Source organism: Acinetobacter sp. SFD (genome assembly GCF_001647575.1).
Lineage (GTDB): Bacteria > Pseudomonadota > Gammaproteobacteria > Pseudomonadales > Moraxellaceae > Acinetobacter > Acinetobacter pecorum.
Window position 1 is genome coordinate 476,489 of the sequence record NZ_LSZJ01000001.1, and the last position, 24,772, is coordinate 501,260.

The following is a 24,772-nucleotide window of genomic DNA, read 5'->3' on the forward strand; positions in this document are numbered from 1 at the left end:
TAGAGTTGCATAAGCAGAATATAAAACGCAAGTTTGCACGATGAAATTAATTCAGGAACATTTCATGACTATATAAAATTTCATGACCATTCCAGTAAATATAACCTTTCTCGATCAGCTCTTTAAGCAGCAGGCGGATATCCGATTTGGGAAATAACTGTTCCAGTAAATCACGTAATTCATAAATGTCTTTGGGTTTATCACCCTGGAGTTCACGCAGTTTACGCGCCACTTCGAGTTGTACCGGATCAATCCGGCCAAAGTTCTTGAACAGGTCCTGCTGGGCCGACTGGATCGGTGACTTGAGTGATTCAGATTCAACAGGAGCCTCATCAACTTTTAGCTGGGAAATGATCTGATCCAGTTTTGGATTTTCAACCGGACTTTGTTCATCTAAATCGAGTTGCAGCCATTGCTTCAGGACTTTTTTCCGGAAGCTGATTTGCTCGTCATAACGTTTGACAATTTTCAGGTTAATCAACATGCCGACTACATGCTGGGCTTTTAGCGGCATCACTTGCAGAATATTCGCTACTGAATTTTTCAGGCTTTCCACTGTATGGGGCTTGCCACTCATTTTGCCTAAAGCATCACAGTATTTTTTTACCAGCTGCAAGGCAGGCTTGTTCTTGATGGCTTTCAGACTAGGAAGGTAGTTTTTGGCATGATCTACTGCAATAGTGACTTCATCAGGCTGGATCTGAATCAGGTGACACGGAATATCAGAAGCCTGTAGCATCTGCTGCAACATCTCGCTGCTGTCCATCGCAGAAATCAGTTCAACCTCGGTTTCCGGCTCTAATAGCGCCATGAGCTGTCCGACGATCACGGCATACTCATATTCTTTCTGAGGTGAATCAGGCGTGTCCAGTACTACAACCTGACCACTACTCACCCAGCCAGCCAGCTCGGTTAAATCCTCTAAGGAGAATTCAAATTTTCCGGCACAGCTAAACAGGTATAAAGTCGAATAATGCGCCACAATCTCACGCATTAGCTTGGCGGTGGGGAAATTATTTTCGAGATCGAGTAGAACAACTTTTGGGTGCATGGGACGCAATTCCGGAATGTACCTGAGAGCCATTATTAGAGTAGGAAGTGAGTGAAAGGTCAAATAATTTTATGGATAATCTGCCGATGGCACTGCTATAGACCTGTTTTGACAGAATCTCCCCCAAGATAGGAAATGCCGGCAAGAAAGCTTTTTTTACCAACGGGAATACGGGGGTGGCTAACAGGAAAATTTCTTTTACGTCTGATGATTACACTGCACTTTATTAATTTTATATACTCATGCAAAACGACTTAAAGTCTGAGTCAAAAAAATATTCCTCTGTTCTGAGACTTATAGATTGGTCTATCTTTATTTTTGATTAAAAAACCCTTAGATCAGCTAAGGGTCATTCTTGTAATTAAATCATTGCTTGCAAATTAATAATGCGGTGGCCGATCTGCAACTGGATCAAATTCTGCAATACCTTTAGACAGATCGGAGGACTCAACACGTTGATATAACAGCTGCATTTGCTGTTTCAGGTCAGCAATTTCCAGAGTCTGTTTGGCCACCTGATCATTCAACTGTTCAACTAAATCGTCTAAAAATGCAATTCGCACTTGCAAATCTTCAATGGGTGCGGAAAATGACGCCTGATCATTTAGATTTTGTTGTTTAGTCATTTAAAGTCCTCACTGGGGGATTTCAGGAAACATTATGGCCTATATTACCCTTAGGGATGTCCAACTTGCGTTTGGTGGACCTGCCCTGCTCAACGGCGCGAATTTTAACTTGGAACGCGGCGAACGAGTGTGTTTGATTGGCCGTAATGGTGAGGGTAAGTCTACCTTACTTAAGCTGATTGAAGGAAGCTTGCTGCCGGATAGCGGTGAAGTTTCCTTACAAAATGGCATTACCATTTCCATGCTGGCACAAGATGTGCCGATGGATTCAGGTAAAGTGGCCGATATCGTGGCAGACGGTGCCGGTGAAGCTGCCGAAGTGTTGCGTGCCTATCATGAAGCCAGTGAAGCCTGTGTGCTAGGTGACATGGACGCCTGTGAGCGTATGGGGAACCTGCAACACAAAATGGATCAGCTGGATGGCTGGGCGCTGGAAACCAAAGTCAATTCGATTTTAAGTAAAATGGGCCTGGACCCGGAGGCAGATCTTGCCGATTTGTCCGGTGGTCGTAAACGTCGTGTCCTGCTGGCACGTGCTTTACTTACCCAACCCGATGTCCTGTTACTGGATGAACCGACGAACCACCTGGATGTAGAAAGTATCGAATGGCTGGAAAAATTTCTGCTCGATCAGAATAATTTAACCTTACTATTTATTTCGCATGACCGTGCCTTTGTCGATAGCATTGCCACCCGTATTGTAGAGCTGGATCGTGGTCAACTGCGCAGTTATGAAGGTAACTATTCACGTTATCTAGACCTGAAAGCGCAGCAAATGGAAGCTGAAGAAAAACAAAATGCGCTCTTCGATAAAAAGCTGGCTGAAGAAGAAGTCTGGATCCGTCAGGGCATCAAAGCCCGTCGTACCCGTAATGAAGGCCGTGTCCGTGCCCTGAAAGCATTGCGTGAAGAATCTAAGGCACGTCGTTCACAGCAAGGTAAAGTGACGATGGCAACTCAGGATGCCAACCGCTCAGGCAAACTGGTGTTTGAAATTGAGAATCTGAGTGTGAAATTCGGTGACAACGCACCGATCATTAACAACTTCTCTGCACTTGTACTCCGTGGCGACCGTATCGGTCTGGTCGGTGATAACGGTGTGGGCAAAACTACCCTCATTAAAGCCATTCTGGGTGAGATAGAACACGGCGGCACGGTGAAGACCGGTACGCAGCTTGAAGTGGCCTATTTTGACCAGTTACGTAATGCCCTGGATCTGGAAAAATCAGTGAAAGATAACGTGTCAGAAGGTTCTGACCATGTGGATGTGAATGGTAACCGCCGTCATATCTATAGTTATTTACAAGATTTCCTGTTTTCGCCAGAACGTGCCCGTACACCAGTCAAAGCTTTGTCGGGTGGTGAGCGTAACCGTATCCTGTTGGCGAAACTGTTACTTAAACCATCAAATCTGATCGTGATGGATGAGCCAACCAATGACCTGGATATGGTAACGTTAGAGTTACTTGAAGAAATGCTCAGTGGCTATACAGGCACCTTACTGTTGATCTCGCATGACCGGGCCTTCATGGACAATGTGGTGACATCTACTTGGGTCTTTGATGGTAAGGGCAATATTGACGAATATGTTGGCGGTTATCAGGATTATCTGGAACAGCGTCCGGACCAAACTGTAGTTGACCAAAAAAGTGCCGTGAAAAAGGCCATGGCCAAAGCGGAAGCCGAGGCGGCGCCGGTCGCTGCTAAGAAAGTTAAGCTTAGCTACAAGGACCAGCGCGCACTTGAGCAACTTCCGGCTGAAATAGAAGCACTAGAAAAAGAGCAGACCGAGATCAATGCTCAACTGGCTGATGGTGCTTTATTCGTAACCGATTCTGATAAAGCCCTGAAACTTTCTAACCGTTTGTCAGAAATTGATGAGCTGTTACTGGAAAAATTAGAGCGCTGGGAAGAGCTGGACAATATGAATAACGGCTAAATATTCTCCCAGTCTTTATTAAAGCATCTGTATTCGGACAGATGCTTTTTTATTTCAAGAATCTTCTCTGTTAGACTGCTGCTAATCTTTTAGCCCTATGTTGTTCTATGAGTACCCAGCCTGCATATCAACCCGGTGAATTTCAATGGTCATTCCTGTTACCTCAATACTGGGGTAACTGGCTAGGCATTATTTTCCTGATGATTCTGGCAATCTTACCCTGGGCCATTCAGCACCGTCTGGCTGTCTGGCTAGGCAAGCTTTCCTTTAAATACCTTAAATCGCGCCGTGAAACTACACTTCGCAATCTGCAAGTCTGTTTTCCGAAATGGTCTGCAGAGCAGGTACAGGACAATGCACGTCAGGTCTTTATTGACCAAATGCTGGGTTTGTTTGAGACCTTAAATGCCTGGTATAGCCCGAAATGGTTTCAGGGTCGTGTCAGTATCGAAGGCTTGGAACATATTCAGCAGGCGCAGGATAAAGGTCAAGGCATGCTGCTCTTAGGTACGCATTCCACCTTGCTGGATGCTGGCGGTTATCTTTGCGCACAGTATTTTGAACCAGATGTGGTTTATCGTCCGCAGAACAACCCTCTTTTGGACATGCTGATTTATCGTTGTCGTGCCACAATTTATGCTCATCAGATTGATCATGACGATATGCGTGGTCTGGTACGCAACCTGAAAAATGGCCATGCCATCTGGTACAGTCCGGATCAGGATTATGGGTTAAAACAAGGGGTGATGGCACCCTTTTTTGGCGTCCCGGCAGCAACTGTCACCGCACATCGTCGTTTACTGAAAATGACTAAAGCGGCTGCCATTCCTTTATATTTCTATCGTCATGGCGATATCAAAAATCCGCGCTACCATGTGCTCATTGAACCAGCACTGGAAAATTTCCCTGGTGAAAATGAAGTCGAGGATGCCACTCGCGTGAACCGGGTGATCGAGCAGCAGTTACGCATCGCACCGACCCAGTATATGTGGTTCCACCGCCGCTTTAAGACCCGCCCTGAAGGCTATAAATCAATTTACTGATTTGGTTTAATTCCGGGGTTTTAAACCATAACTTAAAATCCTGGATCACTTTACAGTTTTCAGTGACAGGCCACTGATTCAGAAAGTAGCGCTGAAATATGCTGCTTCATTGACTGCGTTTTCATGAGTAATTAGGGATTAATACCCATTACTCTCAAAATACGGCATTAAATTAAATAAATTATTCTTATCATCAAGAATATATTATAAAAATAGGCACTTAAAATAACTTAACCCGAGCTCTACATCCTGTAAAACTCGGGTTAATGAGGTTGTGCTTCCACATATTATAATTAGTTCTGTTTATTTGTGATTTCCCTTTCATCATCATGTCCATGATGTTTTCATTCAGCTTCGTCTTCCTTATGAGAATATCCTTTCTCGACTCCTTGTGCTGATAAACCTAGAATACCCAGATTCCACAGCTTTTCCCATTCGCAAGAAGCGCAAACTCCTGTAAGCAATATCGTACACTTTTCTTCTAAAAACCTAAGAAATTTTACCGCCTTCTTTATAAGCCATCGCAATTTCATCAGTCACTGTTTTTTCCTCTTTATCTGCTTTCTGAATCCCCTCTTTGATAGCTTCTTGGGCTTCTTCTTCATCATCTTCGGTCTGCTCTAATTCTTCCTGAATATGCTCGAACACCCGACCAGTTTGTAAAATCAGAAACACCGGAAAATGATCAGAGCCTACATGGGGGAGACGCTCCATATGTACTAGGGCAAAATCGGTACTATGAAAAACATGATCGAGCGACCAGCGGAAAAAAGGATAATCGGCATGAAAAGTATTTACATAATGACGTCCCACCCGGGGGTCCAATAGTCCGCTGATGCGTTGAAACAGCCGTGTGGTACGTGACCAAGCCACATCATTCAGATCACCCATGACGATACAGCTTTCATCCATATCTTTAATCTGATCACCCACAATCAACAATTCAGCATCACGCAAGGTGGAATCTTTGGCCTCGGTCGGGCTCGGTGGTTTTGGATGCAGACAGTAAAGTCGTACCGGCTGTCCCGAGCGTAAGATCACAGTGGTATGAATTGAAGGAATCTCATCACTTAAAATAAACTTGACTTGAGTATTGCTGAGTTTGAGCTTGCTATACAGGTGCATGCCATACAAGTTATCCAAAGGTACGGCTACACGATAAGTATAATCTGCTTCAATCACTGACAGTTCATTTTGCCAGGTTTGATCCGTTTCCAGCGTTAAGACCAAGTCTGGCTGATGGGTCTGGATCTGTTCAATCAGCAGATGATATTGGTTATTGGTGGTCAGTACATTTGAAACAATCAGGGAGATTTGTCGCTGCGGATCCAGCTGATCCTGCTTGACCTGTTTGACCTGGTTTTTCCAGACAAAGGTATAGGGCAATACCATTTTGAGCTGATAGGCCAAGGCAGCAATCAGACCAATAAAAAGTAGCTGGTTAAACCACGTCCAGGGATGCTCAAGCACTAAAAACAGCACAAAGGTGATAAAGCCCACAACCAGAATTTGTAACCTTGGGAAATCCGCACCTCGAATCCACCATTGGTCACTCGGGATCAGTGACCAGAAACTTAACCAAATGACAATGATTGCCATAATTTGGATAACCCATATCATAAGTGCGCTCTTTAATAAGTTGTTATTTTTTCTAAAAGAAAAGTGACGTTATCAATTTTGTATGTATCATAAAGTAGATATTTTTCTCAAGAATATTGATGTTTTGATTGTGTAGCACTTGCAGTCACCTCCCTTTTTGATACACTCGAATCCCTTTTGATTTTTTTAACGCACCGAGGCAAAGTGACATGAAAGTAGGTCTGGTCGGTTGGCGCGGGATGGTTGGTTCCGTCCTTATGCAACGTATGGTTGAAGAGAATGATTTTGCTCATTTTGAGCCCTTCTATTTCTCTACCAGTAATGCGGGTGGTGAAGCACCGGCATTTGGCGGTAAGACTGCCCCAGCACTTATGGATGCGACAGACATCAATAGTCTGATGCAAATGGATGTCATTATTACCTGCCAAGGTGGCGACTATACCTCTGAAGTTTTCCCGAAACTGAAAGCGGAAGGCTGGAACGGTTACTGGATTGATGCAGCATCCACCTTACGCATGGATGATGAAGCGATTATCGTACTTGATCCGGTCAACATGAACGTGATCAAAGATGGTCTGGTCAAAGGCACCAAAACTTTTGTCGGTGGTAACTGTACGGTTTCCCTGATGTTGATGGGCTTGGGCGGTCTGTTCCAGAACAATCTGGTGGAATGGGCAACTTCTATGACTTATCAGGCAGCTTCCGGTGCTGGTGCGCAAAACATGCGTGAGCTGATCAATGGTATGGGTTATTTATATAACAATACCAAAGAGTTGCTGGATGATCCACGTTCTCCAATTCTGGATATCGACTCCAGAATAGCTGAATTACAACGTGGTGAAGGCTTCCCGTCTGCAAACTTCGGCGTACCTTTGGCAGGTTCATTGATTCCTTATATCGACAAGCAGCTGGAAAGCGGCCAGTCGAAAGAAGAATGGAAAGGCCAGGTTGAAACCAACAAGATTCTGGGCAACCAGCAGATCGTACCGATTGACGGTCACTGTGTGCGTATTGGTGCTATGCGTTGTCACTCTCAGGCATTGACGTTGAAACTGAAAAAAGATGTACCTTTGGATGAGATCGAAGACATCATTGCAGGTGCCAATGACTGGTCTAAAGTGATTCCAAATACTCGCGAAGCATCCATGACAGATCTGACTCCTGTTGCTGTAACAGGTACTTTAAGCGTTCCAGTCGGCCGTCTGCGCAAGCTGAATATGGGTAAAGAATATCTGGGTGCGTTCACTGTAGGTGACCAGTTACTTTGGGGTGCGGCTGAACCATTACGCCGTATGCTGCGTATTCTGATTGACTATAAGAACGCTTAAGTTTCCGTCAGGAAATAAAGCCCTAAGCCGATCTTTATTGATCGGCTTTTTTGTGTAACTATTAAGTAAGTATTTTACAAAAAACAAACATCCCGTTAATCTATAATTTTCGCTATGCGATAATGACTGAGCTCACAGATGACTGTATATAACAAATTAAAGCTTGCCATTTTAGCCATTGTTGCTTCACAAAATATTCATGCGATAAATGTAGATCCAGTACAAATCCAGTCTGCACCTGGGGAATTACTTTATGCAGAAATGACCTTCCGGCAGTCTGACATCAATTTACCCATTGAGGTCAGTCTGGCTTCGCCTGAAGATTTAATGTCAATTGGTGCATCGCATCAGCCACCGGGTCATCTGAACTTTTTTACCCGGCGCAGCAATAATGGCACAGGTGTTATTACCATTACCTCTTCACGACCAATGACGGATCGGGAACTTAATATTATTGTCAAAATCAAGGAAGGTAATGCTGCACGCCTGCAACATGTGCGTACCACTTTAAGACCTAAAACCGATTTGTTACAGGCAAGCCTAAAACAGAATGAACGTCCGCTTGCGCCAGTTGTAGTCGTCAGTGAAAAAGATATTGCGCTGAACTTACCCGTAAGCAGCCATTACAATATTGCAGCCTCCACATCCCTAAACAAGCAACCGGTTTTAGAAAAGCCGCTGGCATTACAATCGACAACACCCCCTGCCTTATCGAACACTTCGATTCCTAAAACTGCATCGTCTGCGCCAACTGTCACGACAGCAATTCATGCTCAGACGGTCGCTCCCGTGCTTAAAAACGAATCTGTCACGGCATCCCAGACCCAAGCTTCAGATGCCGTACCAAAGCCCGCTACTGCAGCATCAACTCCAAGCAAATCAGCCAGTATGTTGCCAGAAAATCAAACCACGTCAGGGCAAAATAAAGAAGCTGTACAGAAAGCTGCAGAATCCGGTTCTGATCACCAGACAGCCTCCAGTGATCCTTTGGTGAAGAAGTTTGCTGAGGAGCAAGCCAGAAAAGCTGCTGCTTCTGCCCATCCGGTGAAAACTCCACCTCCCGCAACTGCCAAAGCTAAACCAGTCCAAGCAACTTCAAACCAGGTTAAACCGACTTATGTGGTTCAATCTAATGAGTCATTGTGGGAGATTGCTTCAAGAATTGCCGAACAGCAGCAGCGTCCGGTCAATGAAGTCATGCAGCAAATTAAAAAAGACAATGAGCATGCCTTTATTGGTGGAAATGCCAATCGTCTACGTAAGGGTGCAGCACTCAACTTAAACTCGGCCCATACCACACCTGCACCCATTAAAGTCTCTGCAGCATCTCAGACAGAGCGACCTTCCAAGCCTGCTGGCAAAACAAAATACCGTTTGAATCAGGCAGAAATGAGTCTGGTGGCTGAGAACCAGCACAATTCTGGACAGCTTTCTGCAAACCAGAACACAGAACGCAATCAAACATCAAAGGAATTGTCATTAAAAGTTATGACAGCCCGAGAAAAAACCGTTAAATTACAGAGAAACGTAACTGAATTAGAATTGGCACTCAATCAGAAGGATCACAGAATTCAGTTATTAAATGCGCGTCTGGCCCAGCTACAACAACAGCTCAAAGCCCAACAAGCAGATAAAAAGCCAATTAATTAAAAAGTTACACATGACGATTTATTGGGATAGGCGAACTTAAACTACTCTATCCCCAAGGGGTAAAACATGCTGATTTATGTGATTCCATTAGTGATATTGATCATCGTATTAATTGTCTTTAAAAAAAGACAAGATGCTCAAGAATCAGATAAAGCAAAAACTAAAACGGTAAAAGCGAAAAAAACTGGCTCTGCATCAAAAGCAGCCCCACAAAAAACTAAAGTGGTTGAGCCAGTCGCGGTCGCAAAAAAATCAGCAACACCATTATCAGCAGAAACACGCAAGAAAATTGAAGGCCTGATTCAGGAACGTAATTTTTTTGCAGCTGAAGCACAGATCAATCAGGCACTGAACCGGGATAACTCTCAACACGAATTATATCTGCTGCTACTGGATATCCATATCCTGCAAAAAGACGAGTTTGCGATTTCACAGCTGATTAACCATGTCCGCTCTCTGGGACTAGAAGATATTCTGGCTCAGGCTGAAGCGAAACAGCGTGAATTTGAGAAATCGTTATCTGCTGTTCAAGAAACGATTGATTTTCCAAGTGCCCAGCCTAAAACTTCCTCTACACCAGAAGCCGCTTCAGATGCCTTTGATAACCTGGTTGCACCGGCGCCTTCAAATGAACTGGCATTTGAACAATTGCAGCAGGACTTTCAATCAAGCCAGCCAGCTCCTGTTGCAGAACCTGTAGCAGATATTCAGCCGCTTGAATTCAATTTTGAACCAAAGACCACGCCAGTAGAAACAGCAAAAGCTGACGATACACCTGTACCTGCTGCGCCTTCTGTAGATTTTGAAGTTCAGGATATTTCCACCACCCTCTCTCAAACTACGCCTGCAGCTGCAACAGAAACAGCACCTGTTCTGGACTTTAAACTGGATGTGGAACCGCCTGCGCAGGTTGAAGCAGCGCCAGCAGTAACAGAAGACATCAAACCTCTAGATTTTTCTTTTTCGCTTGACACGCCAGCTCCAACAGCTGAAAAAACTGCGGTACCAGCGACTGAGCTGGATCTGTCCAGCTTGACAGCGACAACTCCTGTAGCAGAACCGGCTGCACAGCCAGATCTGTCAGGAATGGATTTTAAATTAGATCATTTAGAAACCATACCAGAATCACCTGCTGCCCCAGCAATGAATTTCGAGAGTTCTGTAGCGGTCAACCAGCATGATCCGCTGGTGCAATCTTTCCCGGAATTACTGGATGTTAATGAAGCAAGTCTTAACCTGGACCTTGCCCAGCAATATATTCAGCTCGGTGCCTATGTTGCTGCACGTGAAATTATTGCAGAACGAGAAGCCGAATATACAGCTGATCAGAAACAACGAGCAGAGCAATTACTGAATCAAATCGCATCCTGATGCATTTCGATTTAAACTAAAGCAGTCAAAAGTTGGCTGCTTTTTTTATGATAAAAAATATTGCATTAATTTATATGGGCGGCACATTCGGCTGCGTGGGAGATCCTCTCGCACCAATGCCTGCTGATTTATTTATTCCTAAACTCGAAGAGGTGCTTGCAGAGCAGCATTTCGTCGAATACCATCAGGCACCCGTCATTAAGGACAGCAGTGCCTGTACGGCAACTGATTGGCTGCAACTGGTACAGTTTATTCAGCAACTGCAATCCCGGCAGATCCAGCATTTTGTGATTATTCACGGTACAGATACCCTGAGTTATGCCAGTGCAGTTCTCGCACACCTGACTGCAGACTCAGCACACGTGGTGCTGACCGGTAGCCAGTACCCGCTGCTGACTGCTCAAGGGGATCAACAGCGCGAATTCAGTGATGCTCTGGATAACCTTAGATTTGCATTAGATTCGGTCAACACCTGTAGCGCCGGGGTCTACCTGGCATTCCATCATCGGTTGCTACATGCACAAACTGCCCTCAAACAGCATACTACCGAGCTCAATGCCTTCTCCGGTCTTGATGCCAGCATTGCCATCCCAACCGGTCAAACATGCTATCAGGTCAGGGCAGAAGATATTGCAAAAGCGGCTGGATTTAACTGCATGAGTATCATGATGCAGCCAATCGATCTGGCTCAGCAGCTGAATAATCTAAATACCTTATTGGCGCGACCACCCCATTTTTTATTTCTGCAAGGTTTCGGTACTGGCAATCTTGCAGTCAATGATGCCCTGATTGCGCTCCTTGATCAGCTGTATGATCGGGGTTGTATTTCTGTCTTGACCACCCAAGTTCCTTTTGGTGCGACAGATCAGCGCTATGCCATTGCAGAATGGGTCAATCACTGCAAAATTTTACTGAATGAAAGTTATGGACATGCAGATCTGTATGCAAAAGCCCTGAAAATGTATTTACAATACGACACTGTAGAGCAATGGCATCGTCATTGGTACGATCAATAAGGTTTGAGGTCATTATGCAGCGTTTTGCGATGGGAATTGAGTTTTGTGGAATGCATTATCGGGGATGGCAGACTCAACAGCCGGGAGTTGCAAGCGTACAGGAAACCATTGAAAAGGTCCTGAGCAAAGTTGCCGATCAACCCATTAGCCTGCATGGTGCCGGCCGTACGGATGCGGGTGTACATGCCACCAATATGGTGGCGCATTTTGATACCGATGCTGTGCGTTCTGAACGTGGCTGGCTGATGGGCTGCAATAGCCAGCTACCTAAAGATATCTCGATCCAGTGGATCAAGGAAATGGAGCAGAGTTTCCATGCCCGATTTAAGGCGCAGGCGCGCCGTTATCGTTATGTGGTCTATAATCATCCTGTCCGTCCTGCCTTGCTGCATAAACAGGTCACCCATGTCTATGCACCGCTCGATGTCGAACAGATGATACGGGCCGCAAAAAAGTTTGAAGGCACACATAATTTTGAAAGCTTCCGCGCTGCCGCCTGTCAGTCCAATCAGCCAGTCCGCCATGTCAGTCATTGCCGTCTGATCCGGCATGGTCAATATCTGGTGCTCGACATTCAAGCCGATGGTTTCCTGCACCATATGGTACGAAACATTATGGGCTGTTTACTGGAAATTGGTCAGGGGATGTATGCTGCCGAGCATATTGATACTATTTTCGCGGCAGAAGACCGTAAAGCTGCTGGCGTGACCGCACCTGCAGATGGTTTATATTTTATTCATGCCGACTATCCGGCGCAGTTTGAATTACCGGAATTACCCTTAGGACCACATTGGTTGAACATGCCGAATTAAAAGCTTAATTTTTAAATCCCTCCTAACCTCCCTTTACTTGAGGGAGGAACTACAACCTACGAAAATACCGTAATGAAAAATCCCTCCTTTCAGGAGGGACTCAGGGAGGTCGTTTAACGCTGCTTGCGCTTTCTATATTCCACCGGTGTTTCATTGGTCCAGCGCTTAAAAGCCCGGTAGAAGGTGCTTGGCTCGGAAAAACCGGTTAGATACACAATTCGTTCAACACTTTCATTGGTATTTGCCAGTAAACGCTTGGCCAAACGACAGCGATAATCCGACAGAATCTGCTGAAAACTGGTACATGCCTCACTCAGTTGCGTTCTCAACCGCCGTGGCGTGATATTTAGTTGTGCAGCTACAGTTTCCAGCGTGGTGTCCCCACTTTCCAAAGTAGAGCCAATCGCACGGCGCACTTCACCAACCAGGTCATATCGTGCCAGTTCCTGCAGCTTTTCAATGGCCAGTTGCTCATGCAGCTGTAATAGCTCAGGTTCAGCCTGCCATAACGGATATTCCAGAATACTTGGGTCAAAATACAGACGGGTTTCTTTCTGGCCCAGACTCACGGGACACTCGTAAACCCGGAAGTATTCCTCATCAGGAGCTCCTTTGGAAAAATTGAAATCAATATAAATCGGTTCAAAACGCCCTTCAGTAATAAACTTAAAAAACCGGAGTACACCTGACATGGCGCATTCAGTAAAATGACGATTCACCAGACTTTCAGCAAAAGGCTGTTCACCATTGGTTAAATAGCAGCGATCATCTTCGATCACTAACTTGGCAGCAAATGCATCACTGATCAGTCGCTGATAGGCCAAAGCACGTTTCAGTCCTTCACCAAAGTTTTCAGATGAAACAAACAGGTGTTCAATGACCTGACCACGATAAAGTGGCAAGTGCTCACCCAGATGCAATCCAATGTCCGGGTCCTTGCTAACTTCCTCTGCGGCTACCCAGAAGGCATACTGGGCGCTTAGCGGCGTACGGTCATTGGCCTCGACCTGATTTAAAGCAACTCCTGCTTTGGTCAAAAGTTCTTCTGTTGGCAACCCTGCACGACGAATCGCCTGATAGCCCAAACGTAATACGACTGATGCATCCGTTAGCTGACTCACTCAAAAGCCTTCCTTGTATGTACTTCATTTATACTTAAAAAGATTAATTTTAGATTAACTGTGATTGACCAAACTGACAACAGAAACTGGTGTCTTTTTAGTTAAAAAATTATCGTGACAGTTCGCTTATTTTACTGGCAGATGATCAGTCTAACGCCCGTTTCATCTTGTTTTTTACAAAAAAATTGACTATAATTTGCGCCTTCCCAATTTATTCATTCAGGTAGGCTATGGCCAATAAAGAGGAACTCATCGAGTTCGAAGGCGTTGTCACCGAGACGCTTCCTAATACTATGTTCCGTGTACGTTTAGAGAACGGTCACGAAGTGATTGCCCACATCTCTGGTAAAATGCGTAAACACTATATCCGTATTTTAACTGGCGACAGTGTGAAGGTTGAAATGACACCTTATGATTTGACTAAAGGTCGTATCACCTATCGTGCACGCTAAGTTTTAGCGCAAGCAAAAGCCACTGTTAGTGGCTTTTTTTATGACTTTAATTATTTACCCACGAATAAATCAATTTGACAGGAGCTAATAATTTCTGGATTATTCATTTAATTAAAGTACATGCATAAAAACAATGAATATGAAGTGTTTAATCCTGCTTTCCAGCTTGTTTCTCGTTGCCTGTGCCACTGGCGGCAATCAGCATCTGCATCAGTCTCTCCAACCCTATGTCGGTCAAACTGCAACACAGGTTCGCAGTCAACTTGATCTTCGTGCCATGGGATTCAAAACCTCGCAGAAACCGATTCAAACCGCAGAATCTCTCAGCTACACGATTTTTCGGGATATGAATATTCCAATGGGCACACCGAATATTAGTCAAAGTATCTCAATCGGTGCACCCATGCCAACCCCCTCAAATGGAGGTTATAACATCGAGATGAAATGCCAAATCTGGTTTGACTTGAAAGATGACATTGTTCAGGAGATTCGCTATACCGGCAGAGCTTGCTGACTTTCTCCAGTTAAGTTCAGAGCCTGTATCGGATTAAATGAAGACATCCCAACTCATTACGCTACCTCTTTTTACCGTGTGTCAAATTACAACAATCACCCTGCCATTTTCTGCCTAAACTAGTCTTCAGTCAGTCCTGTGCAGGAGTGAATTATATTATGTTGTTATCTTCTCATCGACTATCCGTGATTCTCTTGGGTGTATGCATCAGCATGACCGGTTGTACACACTCTCCAACTACCACCCCGACTGAACGGGAAGCTTACTTGCAGCAGTTTATTGGTCAAAGCAGTCAGTTTATCGATCAAAATCTGGATCTGAAACGCTTGGGTTATCAACAGGTCAGTGGCCCCATACTCAGCGCCCGGCAATTAAGCTATGTGGTACAACGTCCTATTTCTATTCCTCTGCCTTCAGCAGGGAATGGACCCGTTCCTATCCCTATCAGCCCTGCAGACAGTTATGATGTTGATCTGCAATGTAAAATTACTTTTTTACTAAAAAATAATATTGCAACAGCTGTCCGTACTTCAGGTCGAACCTGTTAATTATTTTCAGATTCGAAATTCCAGCCATAAAAAACGCAGCCTTGAGCTGCGTTTTTTAATCAAAACTGGCTTAATTTAATGCAGCCACTACCGCTTGACCCATTTCAACCGTACCGACTTTTTGCATGCCTTCAGACATGATGTCAGCTGTACGCAAGCCTTGATCCAAGACCTGACCAACTGCATCTTCAATCGCTTTTGCAGCTGCTTCTTCACGGAAGGTATAACGTAGCATCATTGCAACCGAAAGAATCGTCGCTAATGGATTTGCCAGGTTTTGACCAGCGATATCTGGCGCAGAACCATGACAAGGCTCATACATGCCTTTGCCATTTTCATCCAGAGATGCCGATGGCAACATACCGATTGAACCTGTGAGCATCGCTGCTTCATCCGACAAGATATCACCGAACAGATTCGAGGTTACAATCACGTCAAACTGCTTCGGTGCACGTACCAGTTGCATCGCAGCATTATCGACATACATATGCGATAAATTAATTTCAGGATATTCAGCATCTTTTAGCGCAGTCACTGTCTGTTTCCACAGCTCAGTTACTTCAAGCACGTTGGCTTTATCCACTGAACACACTTTACCACCGCGCAAGTTGGCCATTTCAAAAGCGACTTTGGCGATACGCTTGATTTCAGACTCTGAATAAACGTCGGTGTTATAGCCTTGCTTCTCGCCATTTTCCAGTTCACGGATACCACGTGGCTGACCGAAGTAAATTCCACCCGTTAATTCACGCACAATCAGAATATCCAGACCTGCGACGATTTCAGGTTTTAAGCTTGAAGCATCAGCCAGTTGCGGATAAAGAATCGCTGGGCGCAAGTTAGCAAACAGGTTCAGTTCGCTACGCAATTTCAATAAACCACGTTCCGGACGGATTGAACGCTCAATCGTATCCCATTTTGGACCGCCCACGGCACCCAGTAGAATCGCATCAGCTTTTTTAGCCTGCTCAGATGTTACGTCTGGATACGGTGAACCATGCGCATCAATGGCTGCACCACCGAGTAAACCCTGCTCCCATGTCAAATCAAGATTAAATTTCTCATTTACACGAGTCAGCACCTGCTCTGCCGCTTTGACAATTTCAGGACCGATACCGTCACCAGCTAAAATCAAAATTTGTTTAGACATGAGATTTTCCGTTTAAAACGTCAGATTCAGACCTGACAGAGGTTAAATTTTCTTTTCTACAAACTCTGCAATCCCGGTGACTGCATTATAGGGTTTGCAAAAACGACGAATGGTTTTTTGCTCTTGTACCAGATCTACGCAAAGCGGATCCGGTGCCGAAGCATTTAATAAACTGCTGCTACGCGCACTACGATCACGGAACATCTTTAAGCTATAGCGGTTATTGGCCTGAAAGCGATGGAATACATGCAAGGTTTCTGCTTTATCCTTACTGATTGGATAAAAACGCACGACCAGTTCATGCTGTCCTGCTGGCACGGATAGATAAACCGGATTGGCCTGATTTAAGTTTTTAGCCTGCAAGCGTACCAGTTTCTGCTTCAATGCTTCAGCACCAATGCGGCCATTGTCGGCATGGACGATAATGGTCTGGTTGAAACGCTCAAACTGGCAATCAGGTGTCCCTGTACAGTAAATCAGGACATTATTTTTGCTCTCAGTACTTGCTTTGGCATGCTTGAGTTTCATCGTGTCAATGCTTTGACATGCAGCCAACATCACCGATACCGCACTTAAAGCAAGCCACTGTTTCCAATAATTCGCCATAATGTCTGTCTTACCCAATCAAAAAACCTAATAATCTTCCGATATTAGCAAGAGCCTCGCAGTCACGCTATGACAATTTTTGCTGATTTATTCGTGAATTTCGGCAAATACCCAAGGGCGTGATTGTTTGGTTTTTTCCTCATAGGCACGGATATCATCCGCTACCTGCAAAGTTAAGCCAATATCATCCAGACCATTCAACAGGCAATGCTTGCGAAATGGATCCACTTCAAACTTAAAGCTTTCGCCCGTAGGGGTACGAACTTCTTGTGCCTGCAAGTCAATGGTCAACTGATAGCCTTCAGCTGCTGCACACTCCTTAAATAACTGCTCAACAATATCTTCAGCCAAAATCACAGGCAACATACCGTTTTTAAAACAGTTATTAAAGAAAATATCAGCAAAGCTTGGCGCAATTACGGTACGGAAACCATATTCGCTCAAAGCCCACGGCGCATGTTCACGGCTAGAACCACATCCAAAGTTGGCACGTGAAATTAAAATAGACGCACCCTGATAACGTGGCTGGTTCAAGACAAAGTCCGGATTGATCGGACGAACTGAATTGTCCTGACCTGGATAACCTTCATCCAAGTAACGCAATTCATCAAATAAATTGTCACCGAAACCGGTACGTTTGATCGATTTCAAAAACTGTTTTGGAATAATTAAATCTGTATCGACATTGGCACGTTCTAAAGGTGCAACGATACCTTGTTCAACGGTATAAGCTTTCATGTCTGTGCTCCTACGTACCAATTAAAATGAACGAACATCAACAAAGTGACCTGCAATCGCAGCAGCGGCTGCCATGGCTGGACTCACCAGATGAGTGCGACCGCCATTGCCCTGACGACCTTCAAAGTTACGGTTCGAAGTCGAGGCACAATGCTCGCCTGGTTGTAACTTGTCGGCATTCATCGCCAGACACATTGAACAGCCAGGTTCACGCCACTCGAAGCCAGCCTCGACAAATACCTTGTCCAGACCTTCCGCTTCTGCCTGGGCTTTGACCAGTCCAGAACCAGGAACCACCATCGCCTGTTTGATTGAAGATGCGACTTTGCGACCTTTAATCACTTCGGCTGCAGCGCGGATATCTTCAATACGCGAATTGGTACATGAACCGATAAATACACGATCTAACTGGATGTCTGCTAATGCCTGACCTGCATTTAAGCCCATATATTGATAAGCACGGTTCCAGTCATTGCGTTGTACATCATCTTTGGCTTGTTCTAAAGTCGGTACTGCTTGAGAGACCGGAATCACCATCTCAGGGGAAGTACCCCAAGACACTTGTGGCTCGATTTCTTCACCTTGCAATACAACAACCGTGTCAAAGTATGCGTCATCATCTGAATGTAAAGTATTCCAGTAAGCAACTGCCTGATCCCACTGCTCTGCGGTCGGCGCATACGGACGGCCTTTAACATACTCGATGGTTTTTTCATCGACAGCCACCATGCCGACACGGGCACCGGCTTCAATCGCCATGTTGCACACAGTCATACGACCTTCAATAGACATGTCACGAAAGACCTGACCACCAAATTCAATCGCGTGACCAGTACCGCCTGCGGTACCAATCTTGCCAATAATCGCCAAGACCACATCTTTTGGTGTTACACCCTGACCTAATTTGCCATCAACACGCACCAGCATGTTTTTCATCTTCTTTTGAACCAGGCATTGGGTCGCCAATACATGTTCAACTTCGGATGTCCCGATCCCATGCGCCAAGCAGCCAAAAGCACCATGGGTTGCTGTATGCGAATCACCACATACCACGGTCATGCCCGGCAAGGTCAAGCCCTGCTCCGGCCCGACCACATGCGCAATACCCTGACGGATATCGTTAATATCAAATTCAACAATATTAAAGGTCTTGCAGTTATCATCCAAGGTTTGCACCTGAATGCGCGAGGTTTCATCTTCAATTCCGGCTACGCCCTGCTCACGCTCTTTTTTCGAGGTTGGTACGTTATGATCCGGTGTAGCAATGTTGGCGCTTAAACGCCATGGCTTGCGCCCGGCCAATTGCAACCCTTCAAATGCCTGTGGTGAGGTTACTTCATGCAACAGGTGACGGTCGATATAGAGTAAGGCAGAACCATCGTCACGTTGCGTTACTAAATGGTCATCCCACAACTTGTCATATAGTGTTTTTGCATTTTGCTTTTGTACTGTTTGGGTCTCGCCTGCCATGTCGATATACTCCACTGGACTGGGTAAATTCTTTCTCTGATTTTGATTATATCGCTGCAATCACATAAATCTAATTTATCATTTTTATTAGTTAAAAAACTTTTTGGAATATTTTAAAAAGTGAATTAAATCAGACTTTCAGATTATTTCTATTTACTTCTATAAATCTAATTTTCCGATCATTTTATAAAAAATATTCGTTTTTACAAATTAAATGAGAATTATTATTATTTATTCATCGGCAGAGATAACTTATTTCGAGGAACTTCGACATGGCACATATTCAACGTTTTGTAGACAACAATCAGCGCATGTTTAAAAAGACTTTCAGCTATTACATCATGCACATTACTGTGGCGATGATTGTGGGCTACTTGGTGACCGGCAGTTTAACCATGGCCATTGCCTTGAGTTTGTTAGAACCCACCGTACAAGCAGTTGCTTTCTTCTTTCATGAAAAAATCTGGGAGCGTAATAACCAACAGCAGAATGAGGACATTACCGTCTAAGATCTTCTGTCGGGGTTCCTGATGAAAGACCGTCTGCAGAGGCGGTCTTTTTTTTAACTTCTTAAAAATACAATACGTTGAAAACGTTTAGTAATTCAGCAACCTAATATAAATAAACTAATTTTACTTTGATTTATTCTTAAAATATAACAATAATAACCTTAAGCATAAAAATTCTTTATAGGTGATTAAGATGAATCTCGCAGCCTTTGAAGCCTTTGTAAAAGTCATGGAAACCGGTTCGATATCTCTGGCTGCAGATCAGCTTTTTATTACCCAGCCTGCCGTCACCAAACGTATTCACAGTCTGGAAGAATACTTTGGAGTCAAACTGTTTGAATCTGCCGGACGTGGCGTACAGGCCACCCATGCGGCACATTCCCTGTTGCCTAAAGTGAAAAACTGGCTGAACGAGCTCGGTGATATTCATTATACCTTGAGCCATGAACAGGCTCTGGTACAGGGTAAACTGAAAATTGGTACCAGTCATCATATTGGCCTGCATCATCTTCCGAGCCATTTGCGCCGTTATGTCCAAGCCTATCCGGACGTGACCCTGGATGTGCATTTTGTCGATTCCGAACAGGCACATGAACAGGTGATTGCCGGTGATCTGGAACTGGCATTTTTAACCCTGCCGCCACGGGGTGATGCACGCCTGAATTACGTGACCATCTGGAATGATCCTCTGGTCTTTGTGGTGGCACCGTTTCATCCGCTGGCACAGCAAAAAAATCTGTCTCTGGAAGATTTGCTCGAATATCCAAGCCTGTTGCCCTCTTCACAAACTTATACCTCGCAGATCACCTTGGCAGAGTTTGAAAAACAGGGTATTAAACCGAAAGTCAGCATGAGTAACAATCCGCTGGAATCGATCCGGATGCTGGTATCGATTGGTTTGGGCTGGTCTGTGCTACCAAAAACTTTAGTAAATCATGACCTGCACCAACTAGACATTAATCTGGAAATGAACCGCCGTTTGGGCATGGTCTGGCATCCTGGTCGTACGCAGTCCAAAGCGGCACAGGCTCTGGTTCAGCTCATGCAAGACAGTGCTCTGCCTATTTAGCCTATTTAAGTTAAGCTGTAGCTGAACATGCTGCATCAAGCACGATGCAGCATTTTGTTACCTAAATACCCCCCATTTGGCGATATCTTTCGAGTATTTTTAAGACAATTCCATTCTTTTGCGATGCAGAAGGATGCTTAAAACTATTCCATGGAGCCTGACGGATGCAGCTCGATTTTGCCTTAAAACCCCATTCTAAAGATAAAAAAAGTACCAGCAGCCCATGGCTTTCGGCTAAACCGATGCTGCTACCCACGCCGGCGCTTGATTTTGCCGATGAACAGACCGCCCGACAGCACTTACGTGAATATTTTCTGAATACTTTTGACACCTATGAGCAACTGTTTGAATGTCTCAAGCATGAAGATGCTTTTTTCATTAAACCGATTACCTTACGTCATCCGCTGATTTTTTATTTTGCGCATACTGCCACTTTTTTTGTCAACAAACTGCTGCTCAGCAAACTGATCAGCGAACGCCTGAATCCGCATTTTGAAAGTATTTTTGCAATCGGTGTGGACGAGATGAGCTGGGATGATCTGGATAAAGTACATTATGACTGGCCCAGTGTGCAGGAAGTCCGCAATTATCGTCATCAGGTGCGTGCCCTGATCTTGAACATTCTTGAACATGCCCCATTGACTCTGCCCTTAAACTGGCAAAATCCCTGGTGGACCATCATCATGGGCATTGAGCATGAACGGATTCATCTGGAAACTTCTTCCGTACTGATCCGCCAGCATGCTCTGGAACATGTACGCCAGCATCCGCAGTGGCGTGCCAATATCATTACCGGCATGGCTCCGGATAACAGCTTGCTGCCTGTGCCTGAAGGTGAGATCCATCTAAAGAAAGATTTTAACGATCCATTTTATGGCTGGGACAATGAATACGGCCAGCATAAAGCGCAGGTAGCGGCTTTTGCAGCTTCCAAATATCTGGTATCCAATCAGGAATTTCTGGCTTTTGTCGAAGCTGGTGGCTATCAGATCGAACACTACTGGAATGAAGAAGGTCTAGGCTGGCTGCAATTTTCCCAAGCTGCTTACCCCTGTTTTTGGCGCAGAACTGAATCGGGCTGGTCACTGCGACTGATGCTGGAAGAGGTACCGATGCCTTGGGATTGGCCTGTAGAAGTGAATTATCATGAAGCCAAGGCCTTTTGCCAGTGGAAATCGCAACAGCTGGGGAAAAATATTCGCTTGCCGACCGAAGACGAATGGTATCGCCTGTATGCGATTTCAGACCTGGATCCACATTTACCAAGTCCTGAACAGGCCAATATCGAGTTGAAATACGGCACCAGCTCCTGTCCGGTGGATCATTTCAAGCAGGGTGATTTTTACGATATTCAGGGCAATGTCTGGCAGTGGACTGAAACCCCGATCTATCCATTTCAGGGTTTTCAGGTGCATCCGTTTTATGATGATTTCAGTACACCGACCTTTGACGGTCGCCATAACCTGATGAAAGGTGGCTCCTGGATTTCGGCGGGCAATGAAGCTTTATATAGTTCCCGCTACGCCTTCAGACGGCATTTCTTCCAGCATGCCGGTTTTCGCTATGTCGCCTCTGATCAAGCAGTGCAACATTTCCCTTCGAACTATGAAAGCGACCAGCTGGTCTCTCAATATCTAGAATTCCAGTATGGCACTGAATATTTTGGTGTCACCAATTTTGCTAAAACATTGGTCCATCTGGCGCAACCCTATTTTCAGCAAACGCCATGTCATCGTGCCTTAGATATTGGCTGTGCCACCGGTCGCGCCAGCTTTGAACTGGCACACTATTTTGATCAGGTAACCGGTCTGGACTTTTCTGCACGCTTTATCCAGCAGGCAGTTTATTTGGCTCAAGGCAACAGAGTACGTTATCAACTGCCACTAGAAGGTGAATTAAGCGAAGAAAAAAGCTGTTCACTTGAAGATGTCGCTTTGGATCAGTTTGCATCTAAAACGGAATTTTTTCAGGCTGATGCCTGCAATCTTAAAGCACATTTTAGCGGCTATGATTTTATTCTGGCAGCAAATCTGATTGACCGGTTACATCATCCGAAAGACTTTTTGGCGCAGATTCATGAGCGTATCAATATGGGGGGTATTTTAATGTTGAGCTCGCCCTATACCTGGCTGGAAGAACATACGGCGCGTAGTGAATGGCTGGGTGGTTTTCAGCAGGATGGGGAAAATATTACGACCTTGGCAGGTATAACCAATATCTTAACCCAGCACTTTGAATTGGTGGCCGAGCCACAGGATGTGCCTTTTGTGATTCGGGAAACGGCCAGAAAGTATCAACACACGCTGTCACAAGTCACCATCTGGAGAAGGATTCGCTAAAAGTGATGACCTAAAAAAGCCAATCATAGGATTGGCTTTTTAATTATCCTTCAATGGTTGAGTTTTCATGTAAGGATTCATTGAGTTGATCTACCACAATCGCCCATTCGCCATCAGAGGCTATTTTCTCGCTTAAAAATTGACGTTGTGCTTCTGACCAATACGGCGCATCCAGTAAAGTCAGGTCTTTATGCAATTGATGCTCGTGAATAAATGTTGCAATACCTTCTGCACTGGCATCCAGGCCAAGCTGCTGGAACAGATGTGTCATACGCGGTCGAACGTGAGTCATATCTTATACCTCAGAGTTTACTATTGTTATCATGTCCTGTTGTTTGAGCATAGCATGCCTGATTGGGCCGGACTGTGAAAAAACATTAATATTCAAGTGAGGCACATAAAAAGCACAACCGGAGTTGTGCTAGATTGACTATATCACTGAGATTGGGCTGTTTAGATTGACCAGTCCTGTATTTCCCAACCCTGCTCCTTTGCCAGAGTTTCCAGACGATCATCCGGATTGACGGCAATGGCATGATCCGCATATTCCAGCAAGAAACGGTCATTAATCGAATCTGAATAGGCCCAAGACTCAGTTACGTCACGGCCTTCCAGCCACTGTTCCAGTCGCACCAGCTTGCCTTGCTGATAGCACGCCGTATTGATAACTTTACCGGTATATTTCCCATCAATGACTTCAGCATTGGTGGCAATAATTTCAGTAATTCCGAATTCACGAAAAATCGGTGCGGTAATAAAGTCTGAAGTCGCGGTAATCCCCACTAAGGCATGCCCTGCTTCACGGTGGCGCTCAATGGCTTTAAAACCTTCAGGACGCATTTGTGGACGAATGACTTTTTGCATGAACAGTTGATGTAATTCAACCAGATAATCATTGTCATGTTGGGTTAGAAACTGGAATACAAATTCATTATAGGCATAAGGATCCAGCTGGCCTTTTTTATAATCATCATAGAACTTGTCATTCATGGCACGGTGCTGAACTGGATCGACCAGGCCCTCGCTGACCAAAAACTCTCCCCAGGAATGATCCGAATCCGTGTTTAACAAGGTGTGATCGAGATCAAATAGCGCCAATTTCATGAAAATACTCGTTAAAACTGAAATTTAAGAAAAAAATTGTAAATCTATCTCCGCTAGTCGATAGAAATTCGTTAAGATCATAGCAATTTTAACATTTTTAAACTTTGCTTTTTTCGAGTTGGATAACGAAATAATGCTCCCCGATGGCAAAGGCATAAATTAAACAATTTTTAGGTAGCCAAATGATCGACTCTGAAGGTTTCCGACCGAATGTCGGGATCATTTTGGCAAACGATGCTGGACAGGTTTTATGGGCAAAACGCATTGGTCATAATGCATGGCAATTTCCACAAGGAGGTATCCAGTATGGAGAAACCCCTGAACAGGCACTCTATCGTGAGCTGAGAGAAGAAATTGGCTTACTGCCCGAACACGTCCAGATTATTGCGCAAACCAAAGGCTGGTTGCGCTATCGTTTGCCGCATCGATACATTCGTACGGATTCCGATCCGGTCTGTATTGGTCAAAAACAAAAGTGGTTTTTACTCAAACTGACGGCCCCGGCACAGAATATTCAGTTGAATCTGTCTGATCCGCCCGAATTTGATCAATGGCAATGGGTCAGTTACTGGTATCCACTTGGTCAAGTCGTGAATTTCAAACGTGATGTTTATCGTAAAGCCTTGGTGGAATTGTGTCAGCAACTTCCACAGCAAAAACCTTAAAAAATCGCATAAATAATGCAGATTTTTTACTTGGCTATTGTTATAAATAAAC

General features: G+C 44.7%; 24 protein-coding genes. 14 read left to right on the forward strand and 10 right to left on the reverse strand.

Annotated elements, in window-relative coordinates; translation table 11 throughout:
* Positions 1-46: 46 nt before the first annotated feature.
* Both AY605_RS02325 and AY605_RS02330 read right to left on the reverse strand, forming a co-directional pair.
* The gene (locus AY605_RS02325) at positions 47-1,051 is read right to left on the reverse strand and encodes a hypothetical protein (protein WP_064094859.1); all 1,005 of its coding nucleotides are present in this window, start codon (positions 1,049-1,051) and stop codon (positions 47-49) included.
* A 380-nt stretch (positions 1,052-1,431) separates the two neighbouring features.
* The gene (locus AY605_RS02330; RefSeq protein ID WP_064094860.1) at positions 1,432-1,677 is read right to left on the reverse strand and encodes a SlyX family protein; all 246 of its coding nucleotides are present in this window, start codon (positions 1,675-1,677) and stop codon (positions 1,432-1,434) included.
* A gap of 34 nt (positions 1,678-1,711) precedes the next feature.
* Here AY605_RS02330 and AY605_RS02335 point away from each other — a divergent pair, with 34 nt between their 5' ends.
* Complete coding sequence (locus AY605_RS02335) at positions 1,712-3,616, forward strand: ATP-binding cassette domain-containing protein (protein ID WP_064094861.1); 1,905 nt, start codon at positions 1,712-1,714, stop codon at positions 3,614-3,616.
* Between the two features lie 107 nt (positions 3,617-3,723).
* Positions 3,724-4,659, forward strand: a complete 936-nt coding sequence (locus AY605_RS02340; protein ID WP_064094862.1) for a lauroyl acyltransferase — start codon at positions 3,724-3,726, stop codon at positions 4,657-4,659.
* Positions 4,660-5,148: 489 nt separating this feature from the next.
* Here the strand turns inward: AY605_RS02340 and AY605_RS02345 are convergent, their stop codons facing one another.
* Positions 5,149-6,279 (reverse strand): endonuclease/exonuclease/phosphatase family protein, encoded by a 1,131-nt coding sequence (locus AY605_RS02345; protein ID WP_064094863.1) that lies wholly within the window; start codon positions 6,277-6,279, stop codon positions 5,149-5,151.
* 188 nt (positions 6,280-6,467) lie between these two features.
* Here AY605_RS02345 and asd point away from each other — a divergent pair, with 188 nt between their 5' ends.
* The 5 genes from asd (at position 6,468) to truA (ending at position 12,435) form a co-directional block, all read left to right on the forward strand.
* Entirely contained in the window at positions 6,468-7,586 is a 1,119-nt protein-coding gene (asd, locus tag AY605_RS02350; protein ID WP_064094864.1) for an aspartate-semialdehyde dehydrogenase, read from the forward strand.
* A gap of 138 nt (positions 7,587-7,724) precedes the next feature.
* The gene (locus AY605_RS02355) at positions 7,725-9,236 is read left to right on the forward strand and encodes a hypothetical protein (protein ID WP_064094865.1); all 1,512 of its coding nucleotides are present in this window, start codon (positions 7,725-7,727) and stop codon (positions 9,234-9,236) included.
* Positions 9,237-9,302: 66 nt separating this feature from the next.
* Positions 9,303-10,607, forward strand: a complete 1,305-nt coding sequence (locus AY605_RS02360) for a hypothetical protein (RefSeq protein WP_064094866.1) — start codon at positions 9,303-9,305, stop codon at positions 10,605-10,607.
* A gap of 47 nt (positions 10,608-10,654) precedes the next feature.
* Positions 10,655-11,623 carry an asparaginase domain-containing protein gene (locus AY605_RS02365; RefSeq protein WP_064095176.1) on the forward strand — a complete coding sequence of 323 codons (969 nt, stop codon included), beginning with the start codon at positions 10,655-10,657 and terminating at the stop codon, positions 11,621-11,623.
* Between the two features lie 14 nt (positions 11,624-11,637).
* Positions 11,638-12,435, forward strand: a complete 798-nt coding sequence (truA, locus tag AY605_RS02370) for a tRNA pseudouridine(38-40) synthase TruA (protein ID WP_064094867.1) — start codon at positions 11,638-11,640, stop codon at positions 12,433-12,435.
* 113 nt (positions 12,436-12,548) lie between these two features.
* Here truA and AY605_RS02375 read toward each other — a convergent pair whose 3' ends face one another.
* Complete coding sequence (locus AY605_RS02375; protein ID WP_064094868.1) at positions 12,549-13,556, reverse strand: AraC family transcriptional regulator; 1,008 nt, start codon at positions 13,554-13,556, stop codon at positions 12,549-12,551.
* A 230-nt stretch (positions 13,557-13,786) separates the two neighbouring features.
* On the opposite strand from AY605_RS02375, the gene infA reads away from it, so the two are divergent.
* The 3 genes from infA to AY605_RS02390 all read left to right on the forward strand — a co-directional run bounded on the left by infA (position 13,787) and on the right by AY605_RS02390 (position 15,070).
* A complete protein-coding gene (gene infA / locus AY605_RS02380; protein ID WP_001284370.1) occupies positions 13,787-14,008 on the forward strand; it encodes a translation initiation factor IF-1 in 222 nt (73 codons plus the stop codon).
* 133 nt (positions 14,009-14,141) lie between these two features.
* Positions 14,142-14,522, forward strand: a complete 381-nt coding sequence (locus AY605_RS02385; protein ID WP_064094869.1) for a hypothetical protein — start codon at positions 14,142-14,144, stop codon at positions 14,520-14,522.
* A 158-nt stretch (positions 14,523-14,680) separates the two neighbouring features.
* A complete protein-coding gene (locus AY605_RS02390) occupies positions 14,681-15,070 on the forward strand; it encodes a hypothetical protein (RefSeq protein WP_064094870.1) in 390 nt (129 codons plus the stop codon).
* Between the two features lie 70 nt (positions 15,071-15,140).
* Here the strand turns inward: AY605_RS02390 and leuB are convergent, their stop codons facing one another.
* The 4 genes from leuB to leuC all read right to left on the reverse strand — a co-directional run bounded on the left by leuB (position 15,141) and on the right by leuC (position 19,034).
* The gene (leuB, locus tag AY605_RS02395; protein ID WP_064094871.1) at positions 15,141-16,220 is read right to left on the reverse strand and encodes a 3-isopropylmalate dehydrogenase; all 1,080 of its coding nucleotides are present in this window, start codon (positions 16,218-16,220) and stop codon (positions 15,141-15,143) included.
* 42 nt (positions 16,221-16,262) lie between these two features.
* The gene (locus AY605_RS02400; RefSeq protein ID WP_064094872.1) at positions 16,263-16,826 is read right to left on the reverse strand and encodes a hypothetical protein; all 564 of its coding nucleotides are present in this window, start codon (positions 16,824-16,826) and stop codon (positions 16,263-16,265) included.
* A gap of 87 nt (positions 16,827-16,913) precedes the next feature.
* A complete protein-coding gene (leuD, locus tag AY605_RS02405; protein WP_064094873.1) occupies positions 16,914-17,564 on the reverse strand; it encodes a 3-isopropylmalate dehydratase small subunit in 651 nt (216 codons plus the stop codon).
* A gap of 21 nt (positions 17,565-17,585) precedes the next feature.
* Positions 17,586-19,034, reverse strand: coding sequence for a 3-isopropylmalate dehydratase large subunit (gene leuC / locus AY605_RS02410; protein WP_064094874.1), 1,449 nt, complete (start codon positions 19,032-19,034; stop codon positions 17,586-17,588).
* A 272-nt stretch (positions 19,035-19,306) separates the two neighbouring features.
* Here leuC and AY605_RS02415 point away from each other — a divergent pair, with 272 nt between their 5' ends.
* The 3 genes from AY605_RS02415 to ovoA all read left to right on the forward strand — a co-directional run bounded on the left by AY605_RS02415 (position 19,307) and on the right by ovoA (position 22,951).
* On the forward strand, positions 19,307-19,543 hold the full coding sequence (locus AY605_RS02415) for a DUF2061 domain-containing protein (protein WP_005107971.1): 237 nt from the start codon (positions 19,307-19,309) through the stop codon (positions 19,541-19,543).
* A gap of 193 nt (positions 19,544-19,736) precedes the next feature.
* Complete coding sequence (locus AY605_RS02420) at positions 19,737-20,612, forward strand: LysR family transcriptional regulator (RefSeq protein ID WP_064094875.1); 876 nt, start codon at positions 19,737-19,739, stop codon at positions 20,610-20,612.
* A gap of 164 nt (positions 20,613-20,776) precedes the next feature.
* A complete protein-coding gene (ovoA, locus tag AY605_RS02425; RefSeq protein ID WP_064094876.1) occupies positions 20,777-22,951 on the forward strand; it encodes a 5-histidylcysteine sulfoxide synthase in 2,175 nt (724 codons plus the stop codon).
* Between the two features lie 43 nt (positions 22,952-22,994).
* Here the strand turns inward: ovoA and AY605_RS02430 are convergent, their stop codons facing one another.
* Both AY605_RS02430 and AY605_RS02435 read right to left on the reverse strand, forming a co-directional pair.
* Entirely contained in the window at positions 22,995-23,243 is a 249-nt protein-coding gene (locus AY605_RS02430; RefSeq protein WP_064094877.1) for a DUF2789 family protein, read from the reverse strand.
* 161 nt (positions 23,244-23,404) lie between these two features.
* Positions 23,405-24,055 (reverse strand): HAD family hydrolase, encoded by a 651-nt coding sequence (locus tag AY605_RS02435; protein ID WP_064094878.1) that lies wholly within the window; start codon positions 24,053-24,055, stop codon positions 23,405-23,407.
* 182 nt (positions 24,056-24,237) lie between these two features.
* Here AY605_RS02435 and AY605_RS02440 point away from each other — a divergent pair, with 182 nt between their 5' ends.
* Positions 24,238-24,720 carry an RNA pyrophosphohydrolase gene (locus tag AY605_RS02440; protein ID WP_064094879.1) on the forward strand — a complete coding sequence of 161 codons (483 nt, stop codon included), beginning with the start codon at positions 24,238-24,240 and terminating at the stop codon, positions 24,718-24,720.
* The last annotated feature ends 52 nt before the right edge of the window (positions 24,721-24,772 follow it).

Coding starts and splice junctions, on each gene's coding strand:
- asd (WP_064094864.1), top strand. CDS start 6,468: ATGAAAGTAGGTCTGGTCGGTTGGCGCGGGATGGTTGGTTCCGTCCTT.
- AY605_RS02325 (WP_064094859.1), bottom strand. CDS start 1,051: ATGCACCCAAAAGTTGTTCTACTCGATCTCGAAAATAATTTCCCCACC.
- leuB (WP_064094871.1), bottom strand. CDS start 16,220: ATGTCTAAACAAATTTTGATTTTAGCTGGTGACGGTATCGGTCCTGAA.
- AY605_RS02390 (WP_064094870.1), top strand. CDS start 14,681: ATGTTGTTATCTTCTCATCGACTATCCGTGATTCTCTTGGGTGTATGC.
- leuC (WP_064094874.1), bottom strand. CDS start 19,034: ATGGCAGGCGAGACCCAAACAGTACAAAAGCAAAATGCAAAAACACTA.
- AY605_RS02355 (WP_064094865.1), top strand. CDS start 7,725: ATGACTGTATATAACAAATTAAAGCTTGCCATTTTAGCCATTGTTGCT.
- AY605_RS02335 (WP_064094861.1), top strand. CDS start 1,712: ATGGCCTATATTACCCTTAGGGATGTCCAACTTGCGTTTGGTGGACCT.
- AY605_RS02360 (WP_064094866.1), top strand. CDS start 9,303: ATGCTGATTTATGTGATTCCATTAGTGATATTGATCATCGTATTAATT.
- AY605_RS02385 (WP_064094869.1), top strand. CDS start 14,142: ATGAATATGAAGTGTTTAATCCTGCTTTCCAGCTTGTTTCTCGTTGCC.
- AY605_RS02430 (WP_064094877.1), bottom strand. CDS start 23,243: ATGACTCACGTTCGACCGCGTATGACACATCTGTTCCAGCAGCTTGGC.
- infA (WP_001284370.1), top strand. CDS start 13,787: ATGGCCAATAAAGAGGAACTCATCGAGTTCGAAGGCGTTGTCACCGAG.
- AY605_RS02365 (WP_064095176.1), top strand. CDS start 10,655: ATGATAAAAAATATTGCATTAATTTATATGGGCGGCACATTCGGCTGC.
- ovoA (WP_064094876.1), top strand. CDS start 20,777: ATGCAGCTCGATTTTGCCTTAAAACCCCATTCTAAAGATAAAAAAAGT.
- leuD (WP_064094873.1), bottom strand. CDS start 17,564: ATGAAAGCTTATACCGTTGAACAAGGTATCGTTGCACCTTTAGAACGT.
- AY605_RS02330 (WP_064094860.1), bottom strand. CDS start 1,677: ATGACTAAACAACAAAATCTAAATGATCAGGCGTCATTTTCCGCACCC.
- AY605_RS02345 (WP_064094863.1), bottom strand. CDS start 6,279: ATGATATGGGTTATCCAAATTATGGCAATCATTGTCATTTGGTTAAGT.
- AY605_RS02435 (WP_064094878.1), bottom strand. CDS start 24,055: ATGAAATTGGCGCTATTTGATCTCGATCACACCTTGTTAAACACGGAT.
- AY605_RS02420 (WP_064094875.1), top strand. CDS start 19,737: ATGAATCTCGCAGCCTTTGAAGCCTTTGTAAAAGTCATGGAAACCGGT.
- AY605_RS02440 (WP_064094879.1), top strand. CDS start 24,238: ATGATCGACTCTGAAGGTTTCCGACCGAATGTCGGGATCATTTTGGCA.
- AY605_RS02340 (WP_064094862.1), top strand. CDS start 3,724: ATGAGTACCCAGCCTGCATATCAACCCGGTGAATTTCAATGGTCATTC.
- truA (WP_064094867.1), top strand. CDS start 11,638: ATGCAGCGTTTTGCGATGGGAATTGAGTTTTGTGGAATGCATTATCGG.
- AY605_RS02400 (WP_064094872.1), bottom strand. CDS start 16,826: ATGGCGAATTATTGGAAACAGTGGCTTGCTTTAAGTGCGGTATCGGTG.
- AY605_RS02415 (WP_005107971.1), top strand. CDS start 19,307: ATGGCACATATTCAACGTTTTGTAGACAACAATCAGCGCATGTTTAAA.